Source organism: Thioalkalivibrio sp. ALMg3, assembly GCF_000381225.1.
Lineage (GTDB): Bacteria > Pseudomonadota > Gammaproteobacteria > Ectothiorhodospirales > Ectothiorhodospiraceae > Thioalkalivibrio > Thioalkalivibrio versutus.
Map to the genome: position 1 here is coordinate 113,099 of NZ_KB906221.1, position 14,657 is coordinate 127,755.

The 14,657-nt window shown below is 65.4% G+C and carries 17 protein-coding genes and 1 pseudogene; 4 read left to right on the forward strand and 14 right to left on the reverse strand.

Annotated elements, in window-relative coordinates; translation table 11 throughout:
* Positions 1–22 precede the first annotated feature (22 nt).
* Entirely contained in the window at positions 23–505 is a 483-nt protein-coding gene (locus F622_RS0104390; RefSeq protein ID WP_018146053.1) for a Crp/Fnr family transcriptional regulator, read from the reverse strand.
* Between the two features lie 105 nt (positions 506–610).
* Here F622_RS0104390 and F622_RS0104395 point away from each other — a divergent pair, with 105 nt between their 5' ends.
* A complete protein-coding gene (locus F622_RS0104395) occupies positions 611–1,069 on the forward strand; it encodes a DUF6231 family protein (protein WP_018169440.1) in 459 nt (152 codons plus the stop codon).
* A gap of 29 nt (positions 1,070–1,098) precedes the next feature.
* Here the strand turns inward: F622_RS0104395 and F622_RS0104400 are convergent, their stop codons facing one another.
* Genes F622_RS0104400 through F622_RS0104410 form a run of 3 tightly spaced genes read right to left on the reverse strand, consistent with a single transcriptional unit; the run spans position 1,099 to position 3,897 of the window.
* A complete protein-coding gene (locus tag F622_RS0104400; protein ID WP_018169439.1) occupies positions 1,099–2,418 on the reverse strand; it encodes an MFS transporter in 1,320 nt (439 codons plus the stop codon).
* Between the two features lie 22 nt (positions 2,419–2,440).
* On the reverse strand, positions 2,441–3,175 hold the full coding sequence (locus F622_RS0104405; protein WP_018650340.1) for an MBL fold metallo-hydrolase: 735 nt from the start codon (positions 3,173–3,175) through the stop codon (positions 2,441–2,443).
* Positions 3,176–3,213: 38 nt separating this feature from the next.
* On the reverse strand, positions 3,214–3,897 hold the full coding sequence (locus F622_RS0104410; protein WP_018650341.1) for a metalloregulator ArsR/SmtB family transcription factor: 684 nt from the start codon (positions 3,895–3,897) through the stop codon (positions 3,214–3,216).
* 252 nt (positions 3,898–4,149) lie between these two features.
* Between F622_RS0104410 and F622_RS0104415 the strand changes: the two genes are divergently transcribed.
* The gene (locus tag F622_RS0104415) at positions 4,150–4,599 is read left to right on the forward strand and encodes a hypothetical protein (RefSeq protein ID WP_018146058.1); all 450 of its coding nucleotides are present in this window, start codon (positions 4,150–4,152) and stop codon (positions 4,597–4,599) included.
* A 139-nt stretch (positions 4,600–4,738) separates the two neighbouring features.
* On the opposite strand, the gene mnhG is transcribed toward F622_RS0104415, so the two are convergent.
* The 9 genes from mnhG to F622_RS0104460 form a co-directional block, all read right to left on the reverse strand.
* The gene (gene mnhG, locus F622_RS0104420; protein WP_018146059.1) at positions 4,739–5,137 is read right to left on the reverse strand and encodes a monovalent cation/H(+) antiporter subunit G; all 399 of its coding nucleotides are present in this window, start codon (positions 5,135–5,137) and stop codon (positions 4,739–4,741) included.
* Positions 5,130–5,405 carry a cation:proton antiporter gene (locus tag F622_RS0104425; protein ID WP_018146060.1) on the reverse strand — a complete coding sequence of 92 codons (276 nt, stop codon included), beginning with the start codon at positions 5,403–5,405 and terminating at the stop codon, positions 5,130–5,132. Before F622_RS0104425 ends, mnhG begins: the two co-directional genes overlap by 8 nt.
* A gap of 15 nt (positions 5,406–5,420) precedes the next feature.
* Positions 5,421–5,894 carry a Na+/H+ antiporter subunit E gene (locus F622_RS0104430; RefSeq protein WP_018650342.1) on the reverse strand — a complete coding sequence of 158 codons (474 nt, stop codon included), beginning with the start codon at positions 5,892–5,894 and terminating at the stop codon, positions 5,421–5,423.
* On the reverse strand, positions 5,891–7,396 hold the full coding sequence (locus F622_RS0104435) for a Na+/H+ antiporter subunit D (RefSeq protein ID WP_018146062.1): 1,506 nt from the start codon (positions 7,394–7,396) through the stop codon (positions 5,891–5,893). Before F622_RS0104435 ends, F622_RS0104430 begins: the two co-directional genes overlap by 4 nt.
* The gene (locus F622_RS0104440; RefSeq protein WP_018146063.1) at positions 7,393–7,740 is read right to left on the reverse strand and encodes a Na+/H+ antiporter subunit C; all 348 of its coding nucleotides are present in this window, start codon (positions 7,738–7,740) and stop codon (positions 7,393–7,395) included. Before F622_RS0104440 ends, F622_RS0104435 begins: the two co-directional genes overlap by 4 nt.
* Positions 7,740–8,165 (reverse strand): Na+/H+ antiporter subunit B, encoded by a 426-nt coding sequence (locus tag F622_RS0104445; protein WP_018146064.1) that lies wholly within the window; start codon positions 8,163–8,165, stop codon positions 7,740–7,742. Before F622_RS0104445 ends, F622_RS0104440 begins: the two co-directional genes overlap by 1 nt.
* Positions 8,162–10,462 carry a putative monovalent cation/H+ antiporter subunit A gene (locus tag F622_RS0104450; protein WP_018650343.1) on the reverse strand — a complete coding sequence of 767 codons (2,301 nt, stop codon included), beginning with the start codon at positions 10,460–10,462 and terminating at the stop codon, positions 8,162–8,164. Before F622_RS0104450 ends, F622_RS0104445 begins: the two co-directional genes overlap by 4 nt.
* A 255-nt stretch (positions 10,463–10,717) precedes the next feature.
* Complete coding sequence (locus F622_RS0104455) at positions 10,718–11,419, reverse strand: TIGR04211 family SH3 domain-containing protein (protein ID WP_018650344.1); 702 nt, start codon at positions 11,417–11,419, stop codon at positions 10,718–10,720.
* A 110-nt stretch (positions 11,420–11,529) separates the two neighbouring features.
* Positions 11,530–12,864, reverse strand: a complete 1,335-nt coding sequence (locus F622_RS0104460) for a hypothetical protein (RefSeq protein ID WP_019571422.1) — start codon at positions 12,862–12,864, stop codon at positions 11,530–11,532.
* 200 nt (positions 12,865–13,064) lie between these two features.
* Between F622_RS0104460 and F622_RS0104465 the strand changes: the two genes are divergently transcribed.
* Entirely contained in the window at positions 13,065–13,379 is a 315-nt protein-coding gene (locus F622_RS0104465) for a hypothetical protein (RefSeq protein WP_019571423.1), read from the forward strand.
* 92 nt (positions 13,380–13,471) lie between these two features.
* On the forward strand, positions 13,472–13,984 hold the full coding sequence (fabA, locus tag F622_RS0104470; RefSeq protein WP_018146069.1) for a 3-hydroxyacyl-[acyl-carrier-protein] dehydratase FabA: 513 nt from the start codon (positions 13,472–13,474) through the stop codon (positions 13,982–13,984).
* A gap of 305 nt (positions 13,985–14,289) precedes the next feature.
* On the opposite strand, the pseudogene F622_RS14275 reads toward fabA, so the two are convergent.
* Positions 14,290–14,494: pseudogene (locus tag F622_RS14275) on the reverse strand (hypothetical protein).
* Positions 14,495–14,657 lie beyond the last annotated feature (163 nt).

Consider the following 14,657-nt stretch of genomic DNA (forward strand, 5'->3'; position numbering starts at 1 on the left):
CGCTCTCCGCCTGCGATCCGCCCTACTTCTTGCCCGGGGAATAGAGGTAGTGGGCGTACGTCGCCACGTCCTCGGAGACCCGGCGGATCAGGTGATCCAGGCTGATGATGGCGAACTCCAGCAGGTTCACCGCAATGTACGGCTGCTCGACGCGCAGGCGGTCATACATGGAGCGCGACAGGCGCAGCAGGCGGGTATTGTCGCTCAGGGCGCGCATGCGCACGCCGCGGGGCACGCGGTCAAAGAACGACATGGACCCGGCCAGTTCGCCGGTCTGCATGCGCCCGACCTCGATCTCCTGGTTGCCGTCGTCGTGGTAGAGCGCGGCGGTCCCGCTGACCACGAAGAACAACGACTCCCCGACCTCGCCGATATCGGCGATCACCTGCTTGTGGTGGGTTTCCAGCACCTCCAGATATTCGAGAAGGATCTCGACCTCGGCCGGCGTCAGCGACGCCGAGATCGGGTGTTTGGAGAGGAATTCGGTCAGCAGTTCCTTGGACATGGAGAGGCTTCCTTCTGACGGGTCCGCAGTAGAAGTGGGAGTACATTAGAGTATAACGAACGCGACCCCGGGACGGGGCGACCAAGACCACCGGGGAGGTACCGCTTGATCGACATCGATGCCCTGCGCCGCCACCTGCCGCGGCGCCTGCGCGACGGCCGGACCGTCCTGCTCGTGGCCGACACGGATAGCCAGGAAAGCCCTCCGGGCGTGGAGCAGGAGAGCGTCGCGGCATTTCTCGAGCACCCGCCCGGGCCGCGCGTGCCGCTGGTCCTGCTGCCGGATACGCTGAGCGCACTGGACGTCACGACGGGCCAGCAGCTCCTGGGCGGGTTGCGCGACCGCTGGGCCGACGAGGTGCTGATCCTGCATCGGCGGGACGACGAACGCTGGGGCCTGAACGATTTCCTCGCCCTCGGTTTCCGCCACGACCCGGAGGCCGAGGCGGCCGCGCCGGATCACACGGTCTATCGCACCAGCCTGTACGACTACAAGCTCACCCCCGACTGGCTGAACGCCCGTTTCTGGGCCAACCCGGAGATGTGGGACAAGCGCCGCTGGTAGCGGCGCCCGGCGGACGAGCCGCCATACGCCTAATCGTCGTCGGGGTTCAGGCGCGGATGCGTCTCCTCGCCCCACCACCAGACCACGGCGCCGGAGGCAAACATCGCGATCACCACGAACCAGAAGCCCCAGACCACCGACCCGCCAATATGGGCCACGATGCCCAACCCGAAGGCCCCCACTCCGTAGCCAAGATCCCGCCAGAAGCGGTAGGTCCCGATCGCCGAACCGCGCCAGTTCGGGTGCGCGATATCCGCCACTGCCGCGCTCAGGTTGGGATACAGCAGCGCCATGCCGAGACCGGTCACCGCCGCCGCGAACGACCACCACAGCACGCCCTCGCCCAGCAGCGTCAGGGCCACCCCGCCGCCGCAGATCCACATGCCCCAGATAATCGGCTGCCGGCGGCCAATATGGTCCGACAGGCGGCCGGTGAGGAACTGCGATCCGCCCCAGACAAACCCGTAGATCCCGACCACCCAGCCGATCGCCGCGAGGCTGAGTCCCTGCTGGTAGAGGAACACCGGATAGAACACCCACACCAGCGCATCCACGAACTTCTCGACCAGCCCCGCCTGACTGAACGCGGCCATGCGCCGGTCGCGCCAGGACATCAGCGTGAACACCTCCCAGGTGCTGGGCGTATCGGAGATATTCTTCGAATACCGCGGGATGGGCCCAGTGGACTGCCCCGCGGCATGCCGCGCACCCTCGGCCTTCGCCCAGTCCAAGGTCTCGCGCACAAACAGCACCGTCAGCACGATCGCCAGCGCGATCACTACCAGGCCAAAAATCAACAGCCCCATGCGCGGACCGAACGCTGCAGCCATGTAGCCCGTCACGATCCCCGCCACTGCGACCCCGACATAGCCGGAGAACTCGTTCATCCCCATGGTGAAACCGCGTTCATCGGCACGGGTGATGTCCATCTTGGCCGTCTGGGTCATCGACCAGGCCAGGCCCTGGTTCACGCCCAACAGCACGGTCGCGGCCACGATCCAGCTCCAGGACGGCGCGTAGAGAATCATGAACGGGATCGGGATCGCCGCCACCCAGCCCAGCATCAGGACGGTCTTGCGGCCCAGCCGTTCGGACAGGCGACCGGCAACAAAATTGAGCGCCCCCTTCACCACGCCAAAGGCGACCACAAACGCGGTCAGCAGCATGAACGAGCCCTCGGCCACCCCGAATTCGCTCTCCGCCAGGGCCGGCACGACCGTGCGCATCATCCCGATCGTCAGGCCGACGAAGAAAACCTGGATCAGCTGCTGACCGAACTGCCCGAGGTTCTCCCGGATCCCGTGCGTCAGGTGGGCATAGGCCTCCGCGGCCTTGTGATGGTCCGTCATGGCGAGTCCCTCTTGTTTCCGATCAGGCCGCGATGTTCGCGGCAACGTAGGCATCCATCCCCGAAGGACGCGGCGGGATGTCCTGGGTCAGGAAATCGACGAACGCCTCGCGGTCGCGGATCCCAAGCCCCGGGTTGAAGCGCTTTTCGAAGCCCAGGGTGGACGAGGGCTTGCCGGACAGGCCTGCGCCACAGACGCTCCCGGCATAATGGCCCGGGTAGATCTCCAGCTCGTCCGGCAGACCCAACAGGCGTTGCTGCAGGCTGTCGAACATGCGCCCGGCCATCTCCCGCTCGCGCCCCGCCAGGTCAGGGCGCCCAATGCTTCCGATAAAAAGTGTATCGCCGGTCAACACGAACCAGGGCTGATCGCCGCGACGCTTGTCGGTAACCAGCAGGCACACGCTGTCCTCGGTATGGCCCGGAGTATGGATCACCTTGACCTCGACATTCCCGGCCGCGATCCGCTCGCCATCCTCCAGCGCGTGGAAGTCGAACTCGACCACCGAGCGATCCGACGCGTGCAGGCAGTACTCGGCTCCGGCACGCCTTGCCAGATCACGGCCGCCGGAATAGTGGTCGGCATGGATATGCGTATCGATCACGTGGGTGATCGCGACACCCACCTCGCGGGCCCGCTCCAGAAACCAGTCCTGATCGCCGTCCACCACATCCACGGCAATCGCCTTCCCTAGCGATCCACAGCCGAACAGATAGGACAACGACGATTCCCGCGTGGGCAGCTGATGGAAAAACATGACGTGCCTCCTGGACCGATTTCCGGTCTCTCCCTGGGTTAGTTGGATTCCGAGTCCTGGGTAATGGGCAGACCCTGATAGCGCCATTCGGCGACGCCATCCTCGAAGCGGGTCGCCTGGAACCCGTGCGCGGCCAGGATCTCTACAGCCTCGCTGGCCATCAGGCAGTAGGGACCGCGGCAATAAGCCACCACCGGTCGGTCGGTCGGCAGCTCGCCGAGCCGATTGCGCAGCTCGCTGATCGGGATGGATCGGGCATACGGCAGATGGGCGTTCGCGTATTCCATGCCGGGACGCACATCGAGAACGATGAGATCGCCCCGACGCGCCTGTTCCAGCAGTTCGGGGCCCGCCATCGGGGCCAGCTCGCCAGGGCCCTCGGCCATTTCGCGGGTCGCGGCCTGCAATTCGAGCAGGCGCTCCTCCGCCAGGGTGCGCAGCATTACCCAGAAATCCGCGACATGCTGATCCACCAGGCGATAGAACATATGGCGCCCTTCGCGCCGGGCCTCGACCAGCCGCGCCTGGCGCAGCTCCTTCAGGTGGGCACTGGTCAGCTTCACGCTGAGCTCTGCATCCGCAGCCAGCTGCTCGACGCTCTTTTCGCCCTGCACCAGCACCTCGATCAGTTCCAGGCGTTTCGGGCTGGCCGCGGCGCGCGCGATGCGGGCCACCTGTTCGTACAGCAGATCCTTGAGTTCACGTCCGGACACAGTGTTCATTCCAATATTCATTGGAATGAACGATAGATGACCCAGGGATCGCACGCAAGTCCGGTGATGACCCGGATCTGGCCGCGGAGGAATCCTCCCACCGCCAGGGGCGCGCTGGATCGGGCCCTCCGGTTTCTGGGTGATTTTGGGGTCTCGCCTATTCCTGAGTAGTTTACTCGGGAACTTCAATTAGAAGTTGCTTACTAACTTAACGAGCAACCCGTGCCTTCGGGCACACTTCCCCTGCAACAGGAGAACGTCATGAGCCAACTGATCAACAACTTCCCGGCCGACGGTGTCGTCACCATCAACCGCGTGATCCTCAAGCCGGAATACACCATCGACGATCTGCAGGAACGTGTGGCCGTCCTGTGCGAGAACGTAAAGACCTATCACTCGGATACCGGCTTCGTCGGCGGCTTTGTCGCGCTGAACTCCGGCTCCGTCTCCAATGAAGGCTCCACCATCGGCCAGGCGGTCGAGAGCCCCATGAAGGACAAGGAAGCCCTCATCATCACCTTCTGGAATAGCTTCGACGAACACGAAGCGTCGCACCAGAGCGAGACCTTCCAGCCCCTGTTCCAGCAGGTACTGGAACTGTGCGAGAACGGAAACGAGGAGATCGCCTACGAGATGCTCTGGTCCGGCGCAGCCTACGATCCGGAACAGGCGAGGGCCGCCCGCGAGGCGAAGGAAACCCACGCGGCCTGAGGGCCGCTATTCAGGCACGATCGTCTCTCCGACGACCGTACCCATGGCCGGGGCCTTGCGCCCCGGCTTTTTCGTGTCTGGCGCGCCGTCATGTCCCCTACCCGGATGATCGGCTATCCGCGCACGAGCGCCGGCGGGCTCACGCGCGCGGGACGTCGTCGTCCTGCTTCGCGTCCTGCATCTCCGGGGGCGAGGCCAGGGTGTGATTCTTCTCGTCGTAGCGGCCCTTCAGCTCGTCGGTCTTGCTGTGCTCCCACAGCGGCACCCCGACAAAGTAGCCGGCCCGCCCGATCGCGTGCGCGGCCACCGGTGCGGTGAGCAGCAGGAAGCCAATCACCGCCACCGCGCGGGTGGTGACCCCGCCGTCGCCAAAGTAAACCGCCACGCCGACCATCATCAGACCCGCCCCCAGCACACCGGCCTTGGTGGTGGCATGCAGGCGCATCGGCAGGTCGGGCATGCGCACCAGACCCAGCGCCGCGACCACCATGAACGCGGCCCCGACGACCAGAAACAACCCCGTCAAGAACTCAGTCATCGTCCCGGTGCCCCCCTTTCTCCAGGTAACGGGCAAAGCCCACTGCGGCCAGGAACGCGGTCAACGCCAGCACCATGGCCACGTCGATGAACGGGGTGCGGCCACTGGAGATCACGTAGACCGCGATGAAACCGATGGTCAGCGACGCAATCAACTCCAGTGCCACCACGCGATCCGGCAGCGTCGGCCCCAGGTACAGCCGCCAGAACCCCAGCACCAGGGCCAGGCTCAGCAACGCATTGGAAGCAATAATAGCGATATCGAACATCGGACCTCCCCGCGCCTAGCGCAGGACCTCCAGCGCGCGGTGTTCCAGGTACTTGATCGAGCGGATCACCGCATCCCGGTCCTCGAGGTACATCACGTGGATGTACAGCACCTTCTTGTCGGTGGAGACGTCCAGGCTCAGCGTCCCCGGTGTCAGCGAGATCAGGTTGGCGACGATGGTGATCTCGCCATCGGTCTTGGCATCCAGCGGGAAGGCAATCACGCCCGGCACCATGTGGTGAGTCGGCGTCATCACGTCGTAGGCAACCTTGAGGTTCGACAGGAACAATTCCCACAGGAAAAACCCGATAAACCCGATGAATTTCGGCACCCGCCGCGCGTAGCTGGCAAACCCCGGCTTGTCACGCAGGGCAAAGGCCAGCAGCACGTAGCCCAGGAAAAATCCAACCAGCAGATTGCCGGTGGTAAACGTCCCGGTCAGAAAGACCCAGATCAGGGCCAGCGCGATGTTCCAGGTCAGCGCGATCATTGGCGGGCCTCCCCGAGTACCGCCTCGATATACTGCGACGGATCCAGCAACTGCTCGGCCGACATCAAAGCCATCTGGTAGATCGGCTCGCCGTACAGGCCGATGGCCACGGTCATCAGCGCCAGCATGATCACCGGGACCCACATCCAGATCATCGGGCCGGACGTGACGTCAAGCGTCTCGCCCTCGACCCCTTCCGGCTGCGCCTTCCAGAACACCTCGGCCCAGATCTTGATCATCGAGTACAGCGTCAGCAGACCCACCACCAGCGCGACCGCCACCACCCAGTAGGCCTCGGCTTCGATGCCCGCGCGGATGATGATGAACTTGGCAAAGAAACCCGACAGCGGCGGCAGCCCCGCCAGCGACAAGGCCGGAATCAGAAACAGCACCCCCAGCATTGGATGCGTACGGTAGATCCCGCCCATCAGCTTCAGCTCGTGGGTGCCCTTCATCACGAACGTGATCCCGCTGATCAGGAACAGATTCGCCTTCACGATGATGTGATGCATGATGTAGAACACCCCGCCCACCAGGGCCAGCGGCGTGAACAGCGCCAGACCCATGATCATGTAGCCGATCTGGCTGATGATGTGAAACGACAGGATGCGCCGGAATTCGTAATGCGCGGCCGCCCCGAGCACGCCGGTCAGCATGGTCGCCGCTGCGACCCACAGCAGGATCTCGTGGGTGTAGTCGACTTCCTGATTGAAGATCAGCGTGAACACGCGGTACAGCGCGTAGACCCCGACCTTGGTCAGCAACGCCGCGAACAGCGCCGAGACCGCCACCTTCGGCGTGTGGTAGGACGCCGGCAGCCAGAAGAAGAACGGGAACGCCGCGGCCTTCACCCCGAACGCGACCAGGTACAGCATCGCGATTACGGTCACCAGACCGGTGTCCTCGACGGTGGACAGCTTGTCGGCGATATCCGCCATGTTCAGGGTGCCGGTCAGCCCGTAGGTCAGGCCGATCGCGGTCAGGAAGATCATCGACGACAGCAGGTTCAGGGTGACGTACTTGATCGCCCCCTCCATCTGCGCGCGCTCCCCACCTAGGATCAGCAGCGCGAAGGAGGCGACCAGCATCACCTCGAACCACACGTAAAGGTTGAAGATGTCGCCGGTCAGGAACGCGCCATTCACCCCCGCCAGCAGCAGATGCAGCAGCGGGTAATATCCGAACTTCTCCGACATCTTGCCAATGCCGGAGAGCGAATAGATCGCCGTGGCGAACCCGATGATGCCGGTCAGCACCACCATGATCGCCGCCAGCATGTCGGACACCAGCACGATACCGAATGGCGCGGGCCAGGAGCCCATCTCCATCACCACGTGCCCGTGCTCCCAGGTATCCGCCAGCAGCCACACGCTGACGGCCAGCATCAGCCCGGTGCCGAGCACACCGAGGGCCCGCTGCGCGAAGTGCGAACGCCACAACATCACCGACAACGCACCGACCAGCAGCGGCACGATGATCGGGAGGGCCACGGACATCATCATCGATCGGTGTCCTTCATCTGATCCATGTCATCGGCCTGCACCACTTCGTAGGCGCGGTGGATCAGTACCACGGCGAACGCCAGCACCCCGAAACCGATCACGATCGCCGTCAGCACCACGGCCTGCGCCAGGGGATCGGCCGCGACCCCCTCGGGCACCGTGTCCCCGGGGGAGATCAGTGGCGGCGCGCCCGATGTCATGCCGGCGACGGTAAAGATCAGCAGGTTGGCGGCATTCGACAGCAGCACCAGGCCGATCACCAGCTTCACGATCGAGCGGCGCAGCATCATGTAGATGGCCGCGGCATAGAGACCGCCGACCACGAAGGCCATGACGACTTCCATTAGTCCTCCGCCTCCGCGAGGTTGAGCATGATGGTCAGCACCGAGCCGATGACCACCAGGTACACCCCGATATCGAAGATCAGCACGGTCGAGAGCTTCATCTCGCCGAAGATCGGCGCAGTGAACTCCCACCACTGGGCAGTAAAGAAGGCCTGCCCGCGAAACACGCCGGGAATGGCACTGATCACCGCCAGCACCATGCCGGCACCCAGAAGATCCCGAGGGTCCACCCGCAGCACCTTGCGTGCCGACTCGGTATCCATCGAAAACAGGTACAGCAGGATCGCCGCCGCCGCGACCAGTCCACCAATGAAACCGCCGCCCGGCTCGTCGTGCCCGCGCAGCAGCAGGAACACGGAAAACAGCAGCAGCAGCGGCAGCAGGAAATGTCCCGCGGTGCGCAGGATCAGGGAATGCATGTTCATCGGCGGTCCTCCGCGCGGAAACGAAGCATCGCGTACACCCCGATCGCCGCCAGCGCCAGCACGAAGATTTCGCCCAGGGTATCCAGTGCACGGAAGTCGACCAGCACCACGTTAACGATGTTGCGGCCGTAACCGGACGGCACCGACTCGTCGATGAAGTACTGCGAGATGGAGTCGAACAGCCGCGCATCCACGGTGCTCAGGATCAGCAGCGTGATCATGCCGCCCATCACCAGCGCGATCCCGGCGTCACGCAGGCGCAGCGCGGTGGACGACAGGTTCAGGAAGCCCGGCAGCCGGAACAGCACCAGCACCAGCAGGATCACGGTCAGGGTCTCGACCAGCACCTGGGTGATGCCGACGTCCGCCGCGCTGTAGAGCACGTAGACCAGCGCCACGGTGAAGCCCAGCGAGCCCAGGGCCGCCACTGCGCCCAGTCGCGAGCGGGTCAGCACCGCGAACAGCGTGGAGGCCACCAGGACCGCCAGGATGGCGATCTCGTGGACCTTCAGGCGCTCGAGATTCAGCGACCCGACGCCGACCTCGAACAGCTGGGCGGTGACCCCGACCAGACCCGCGGTCACCACGACGATCACGATCACGTAATAGCGCAGATAGCCGTTCTGCAGCACTCGGGTCTGCCATTCGGACAGCCACACCAGGCCGTCCATCATCTTGAAATAGCCCTTCTCCGGGCCGTATTCGGCGGCGCGATCGACCCAGGCCAGCGCGCGGCGCGCCTGTTCCCAGCGCCAGTAGAGAATCCCACCGGCCAACAGGCTGAAGGCGGAGATCGCCAGCGGCCAGTTCAGGCCGTGCCACAGCGACAGATAGCCGTCGACCGGCGCGCCCTGCACGCTGGCCGCCGCCGCGTTGATCAGGCCCTCGTCGGCCAGCCCCGGCCCCAGGCCGAAGATCAGGCCCAGGCTCGCGAGCACCGCGGGGCCCGCCAGCATGGCCACCGGGGCGTCGTGCTGCGGGGTCTTGGGCGTGTCCGTCTTCGGCCCGAACCACGGCCGGATGCCGACAATCGCGGCGACCGCCACCCCGAGGATCGCGGTCAGCACCGCCAGCAGGGTCAGGATGCCGACCAGCCCCGGGGCCCCAAGCACCGCCTCCAGCATCAGCTCCTTGGCGACAAAGCCGAACAGCGGGATCACGCCCCCCAGCGACAGTGCCGCGAGGACCGTGAATGCCGCAGTCACCGGCAGCGTGCTGCGCAGTCCGCCGGTCTGCAGGAAGTCCTTGGCCCCGGCCTCGTGATCCAGGATGCCCGCGACCATGAAAAGCGCGCCCTTGTACAGGGAATGCGCCAGCAGGAAGGCCATCGCCGCCATCAGAGCGGTTTCGGTGCCAATACCGATCAACATGGTCAGGGTGCCCAGCGCCATCACCGTGGAATACGCCAGCACCTTTTTCACGCCCGTGGAGCGGTAGGCCAGGAACACACCGGTGAACATGGTCACCGAGCCGACCAACACCAGCGTGGTGAACCAGACATCCGTGCCACCCAGCGAGGGATTCAGGCGCGCCAGCAGGTAGATGCCGGCCTTTACCATGGTGGCCGAGTGCAGGTAGGCGGAGACCGGCGTGGGCGCCGCCATCGCGCGCGGCAGCCAGAAATGGAACGGGACCTGTGCCGACTTCGTGAAGGCCCCGAGCAGGATCAGGAACAACAGCGGCAGATACAGCGCATGCTCGCGCACCACATCGCCGTTGGAGAGGATCTCGGAGATCTCGTAGGAGCCACCGGCCATCGCCAGCATGATGACGCCGGCGAGCATTGCCAGACCGCCGCCGACGGTTACGAACAGACCCTGGAGCGCGTACTTGCGGGCGTCCGCGTTCTCGTGGTTGTAGCCGATCAGCAAGTAGGACGTGATACTGGTCAGCTCCCAGAACACGAACATCGCGATCAGGTTATCCGCCAGCACCAGCCCCAGCATGGACCCCATGAAAGCCAGCAGAATCACGTAGAAACGGCCGAGATCGCGATCCTTCTCGAGGTAGCGCCCGGCGTAGGTGACGATGAAGAAACCGATACCCGAGATCAGTAACGCAAACAGCAGTGACAGGCCGTCCACCAGGAACGAGAGCTGGATATCCAGCCCCGGCAGCCAGGGCCAGGCCAGCACGATGGATTCGCCGCTGGAAACCGCCGGCAGGAAACTCAGGAAATAGACGAACAGCCCGGCCGGCAACAGGCCCAGCACCCAGCCACTGGTGCGGCCGGTCAGGCGGTGGATCGTGGGCGCAAACGCCGCCACCAGGAACGTTGACAGAATTGCGTACAGCATCCGGTCAGCTCAGTCCTTTCAGTTCCGGGCCAAGGCACGCGGCCGCGACCGCGCATGTGAGGGTCCTTCCGATCCTGACGGGGCGAGCCGATCAAGGCGCACCAGGGTCAAATCGGTCGCGGAAGCCTACCGACTCGGCCGAGGCCGCGCAAGAAACGTGACGTTCCTCGCGCAAGCCCCGAAAGACACGCTGACAGCGGCCTTTTCAGACGAGAAGAACCGGTCTCAGGAAAGCGCCGATCAAGACCCCCGGTATCAGCTCCATTCACTGCGACGGCGTCGGGTGGGGATACGCGTAAGGACAATCCCGAGGATCACCGAGCCCACCGTGACCAGCGCTCCGGTCATGAACCACTTGCGCTGACTGTCCGCCTGCATCACCTCGACCTGACGGCGATACTCGTCGGCGGAGTCGCGGGCATCGATCAGGTTCTCTTCCAGGCGGCGATTCTCGCGCTGGATTTCCTGCGGCCGCGAGGCGATATCACGCAGCTCTTCCAGCTCGGTTTCCATCTCCGCGAGCTGTGCCTGCAGTTCGTCACGTTCCGCGGTCAACGCATTGCGCCGATCCAGCAGTTCCGCGATCCGGCCCTCCTGGTCATCCGCCCCGGAGCGGATCTCGGCCAGCTCGGCCTCGACTTCGGCCAGGCGCTCGCGCGAATGCGGCTCGTCCTGCAGGTAGCGGGTCAGGATCCAGGCCTCGTTGCCGCTGGGCAGGCGCACCCGGCTCCAGCCGTCACCGGACTGCTCCATCACCGTCAGCGGCTGCCCGGCGCGCACGGCACTCACGATCCGGTGCTGGTTCGACGGACCACCCCGTGCGCCAACCTCCAGTTCCTCGCTGACGTACCGGGTCTGCTGCGCAGCCGCGCCGCCCCAGGCCACCATCAGCAATCCGCCCAGAACCAGCACTACCACGCGCATCGGCCACCCATTCGTCGTCATGTCTTCTGCCATCTCTTGATTCGTCAGGGATCAACGGCGCTGCATTCTACAGCGGTATCCGCGCAGCGCGTGCCAGGCCACGCCAGGGGTTGATCGAGTTCACATAACGATTGCCGCGAGCCTTACAAGAACTGCTCGCGCACTACCCGCGACGGAAACGTGAGCAGGTCAAACGCCATCGGCGCCAGTCGGCGGATCTGCGCCGCCGTCACCGCCAGCAGGTACAGGACCCCGGCCAGCACGGCGAGCAGCAAGCTCAGAAGCCCACCCAGCATCACTCGGGTCGCCTGCAGGACGCCCACCAGCCAGATCGGTGCCAGCGCCACGATCAGCGGGATCACCAGCCCCAGGATCGCCCCCACCGACTGTTCGAACAGATCCAGCGTCACCGGGGGTGCCTCGCCCCCTGCCAGCAGGGTATCGACCATTTCCTGGCGATAAGCCACCCACTCCAGGTGGAAACCGCCAAACCCGGAGACCAGCGCCAGTGCGGCCAATGCCACCGCAGCCACCACCACCAGGGCGCGGCGCACGCCCTCGCTGCCGTCCATCAGGGATTGTGGCAAGAGCCGCGAGACACCGCGCGCCTCGGCCAGCAGCCAGCCACAGACCGCGGCCGCCCCCAACAGGATCACGACCACCAGATCCGGAAAGGCCACGCCGCCGGCCTCCATGGACGCCGGAAATTGCGAGCCCAGGGCCGGGTCGAACAGGCGCTGGTACACGATCACTGCCACAGCCGTCAGCGCCAGTCCGGCTGCGCCCAGCAGCCACTGGCTACCCGCCTGGGCATACGCCGGCCACTGCCGGTGCGCCGGATGGTCGCGGCTCTCGCAACGAGTCAGACCATTGTCGAGACGTTCGCCCTGGCGCTGCAGGTCCGCCAGTCGCCGGTGAACTTGCTCCAGGCGCCCGGTCAGCTCGTGCAACGGGGCCTCCATGCGGCGGCGCGCCGACAACAGGCCACGGGCCATCTGGCGGTGCTCCTCCATACCCAGGCGAGCGATGCGCAGCACCGTTTCCTGCATGTCCTGCGCCAGACGCTGCCCCTGCGGGCTCTCGCCGACGGGCGTGCTCACCAACGCCTCCAGCCGGCTGACCCAGCCCGGCTCGGCGGACAAGCGCCCCTCGTCGCGCGCGTAGGCGTCCTCCAGCTGGCACAGCGTCTCGTGGACCTGCTGGCGCAGATCGGGGATCTCGGCCAGATCATGGCCCACCAGCCGAGCGTAGCGTCGCTCCAGGGCATGCACCGCGACATGGACGCGCTCCGCCTCCAGCCTCGCCAGATGCGCCTGGTGCCAGCGCTGAGCCGCATCGCGCAGATGCAGCACCTGGCGCCGCAGGGCACAGACCAGGCGCGTAATCCCACCCGTCAGGCCCACCAGCAATCGCCGCAGCGGCCGTCGCGCCAGATCGAGCACGATAATCGCGACAACAACCCCCACTACCCACAGCATTACAGTGACCGCCACGACGACCCCTTGCTTATTGTTTTACGGCATGGTCGGTGCCCGCACCCTCCAGCGCAACTCGGACCTCCGCCTTCGCGCTCCGATTATGTCGCAACGCCTCCACGCCTGCCGGCGCGCGGAGGGATCCGTACTCAAGTTTGCGGCGCCGGCGCCGATATCCGGATTAAATCCCCGGAGACTTCGCGATGCTCAGCCTCGACCTCCTGCCGGCACCCGCACCGGCCCGCACCGAGAACCCCGCATGGCTGGATGCCGGGTTCACCGCCGGCTGGCTCCCGGCCTTCCGCGACCGCCGCACCGGCGCGGTCCATGCCAGCCATCTGGATGACGGGCGCCTGGCCTGCACACACATCCTGGATACCGTGCCCGCGCCCTGGGTCGCCGAACGCGACAGCAAGGGGCGCCCGACGGCCCTGACCGCCGACATCCAGGCCGGCTACCTGCGCGGCGATCGCTTCTTCACCCTCGCGGAACTGCTACGGTATCCATCCGACGCCTGACGACCGGCCCGTCAGCGCCACCACGCCCGCCGCAATTGCTTTTGCGCGCGGGTTTCGGTCCAATACCGGCCTTTTCCCCGAGCGGCGCTCCCATGCAGAAGAATCAGTACGATCGCGACGAACTCCTGGCCTGCGGCTACGGCGACATGTTCGGCCCCGGCAACGCCCAGTTGCCGGTCCCCAACATGCTGATGATGGACCGCGTCCTGGAGATCAACAGCGACGGCGGCCAGTACGGCAAGGGCGAGATGATCGCCGAACTGGATATCAACCCCGACCTCTGGTTCTTTGCCTGCCACTTCCCGGGTGACCCGGTCATGCCCGGCTGCCTCGGCCTCGACGCGATGTGGCAGCTGGTTGGCTTCTACCTGGCCTGGCTCGGAAACCCGGGACGCGGCCGCGCCCTGGGCGTGGGCGAGGTCAAGTTCACCGGCCAGGTCCTGCCCACCGCGAAGAAGGTCACCTACCACATCGACATGAAACGGGTGATCTCGCGCAAGCTGGTCCTCGGCATCGGCGACGGCATCGTCAAGGTCGACGGCCGCCCGATCTACGAGGCCCACGACCTCCGCGTCGGCCTGTTCACCTCCACCGAAAACTTCTAGACCCACCGGCACCCGCCCGACCCCTACTTACTGCCATCAGGCCCGGGCTGGCCCCGGTTCGTCGCTGGTGTTTTCGGTGGCTCCGGTCCGCCGCCTGCCGGTTGCTGGCTGGCCATGGTTCGGCGCTCGGTGTTTACGTGCCTTCGTCCGGCCGCCTGCCACGCGCTCTCTCGCGAGCGCACCGCGAGGTACTTTCTTGCTTGCCCAAGAAAGTACCTAAAGAAGGGCACCCGGATTCCGCCCGGGAACCTTGCTCCAGGGCCCTCGGGCCGGCGGCGCTGAACTCGCTGCGCCTGCGGCTCCGCTCAGGCATCCAGCGCCTTCTTCCGGCCCGAGAACCCTTCCGCAAGGGGCTCCATACGGGAGGGGAAGGTCAAAACCGACCGTATCCCACGCTTCTGCCTAACCATAGGCATCGCCGCCCGAAAGCCCCGGCGCCCGCCGCGCGGGCGCGGCACGCAACGGCCAAAGGCCGAGCGTGCCGAAGATGCTCGAAGACCTAGCCATCATCCACTGGCAAGAACGCTGGGATAGTCCTTGTTTGGACCTGCCTCCCCGTTGTCGTCGCGCCGAGTGGAGAGGCTTTTCGCGGGACGATTCTAAATAGACACGGGGCGCTGGATGTCTGAGCGGAGCCGAAGGCGTAGCGAGTTCAGCGCCGCCCGCGAAAAGC

Excerpts from the sequence above, each read along its gene's own strand:
- F622_RS0104425 (WP_018146060.1), bottom strand. The coding sequence starts at position 5,405 with ATGTTCGATATCGCTATTATTGCTTCCAATGCGTTGCTGAGCCTGGCC.
- F622_RS0104465 (WP_019571423.1), top strand. The coding sequence starts at position 13,065 with ATGCTCAGCCTCGACCTCCTGCCGGCACCCGCACCGGCCCGCACCGAG.
- F622_RS0104450 (WP_018650343.1), bottom strand. The coding sequence starts at position 10,462 with ATGCTGTACGCAATTCTGTCAACGTTCCTGGTGGCGGCGTTTGCGCCC.
- F622_RS0104440 (WP_018146063.1), bottom strand. The coding sequence starts at position 7,740 with ATGGAAGTCGTCATGGCCTTCGTGGTCGGCGGTCTCTATGCCGCGGCC.
- F622_RS0104400 (WP_018169439.1), bottom strand. The coding sequence starts at position 2,418 with ATGACGGACCATCACAAGGCCGCGGAGGCCTATGCCCACCTGACGCAC.
- F622_RS0104460 (WP_019571422.1), bottom strand. The coding sequence starts at position 12,864 with ATGCTGTGGGTAGTGGGGGTTGTTGTCGCGATTATCGTGCTCGATCTG.
- mnhG (WP_018146059.1), bottom strand. The coding sequence starts at position 5,137 with ATGACTGAGTTCTTGACGGGGTTGTTTCTGGTCGTCGGGGCCGCGTTC.
- F622_RS0104415 (WP_018146058.1), top strand. The coding sequence starts at position 4,150 with ATGAGCCAACTGATCAACAACTTCCCGGCCGACGGTGTCGTCACCATC.
- F622_RS0104430 (WP_018650342.1), bottom strand. The coding sequence starts at position 5,894 with ATGATCGCGCTGACCTGGAACATCGCGCTGGCCCTGATCTGGGTCTTT.
- fabA (WP_018146069.1), top strand. The coding sequence starts at position 13,472 with ATGCAGAAGAATCAGTACGATCGCGACGAACTCCTGGCCTGCGGCTAC.
- F622_RS0104455 (WP_018650344.1), bottom strand. The coding sequence starts at position 11,419 with ATGGCAGAAGACATGACGACGAATGGGTGGCCGATGCGCGTGGTAGTG.
- F622_RS0104390 (WP_018146053.1), bottom strand. The coding sequence starts at position 505 with ATGTCCAAGGAACTGCTGACCGAATTCCTCTCCAAACACCCGATCTCG.
- F622_RS0104435 (WP_018146062.1), bottom strand. The coding sequence starts at position 7,396 with ATGATGATGTCCGTGGCCCTCCCGATCATCGTGCCGCTGCTGGTCGGT.
- F622_RS0104410 (WP_018650341.1), bottom strand. The coding sequence starts at position 3,897 with ATGAACACTGTGTCCGGACGTGAACTCAAGGATCTGCTGTACGAACAG.
- F622_RS0104405 (WP_018650340.1), bottom strand. The coding sequence starts at position 3,175 with ATGTTTTTCCATCAGCTGCCCACGCGGGAATCGTCGTTGTCCTATCTG.
- F622_RS0104445 (WP_018146064.1), bottom strand. The coding sequence starts at position 8,165 with ATGAACATGCATTCCCTGATCCTGCGCACCGCGGGACATTTCCTGCTG.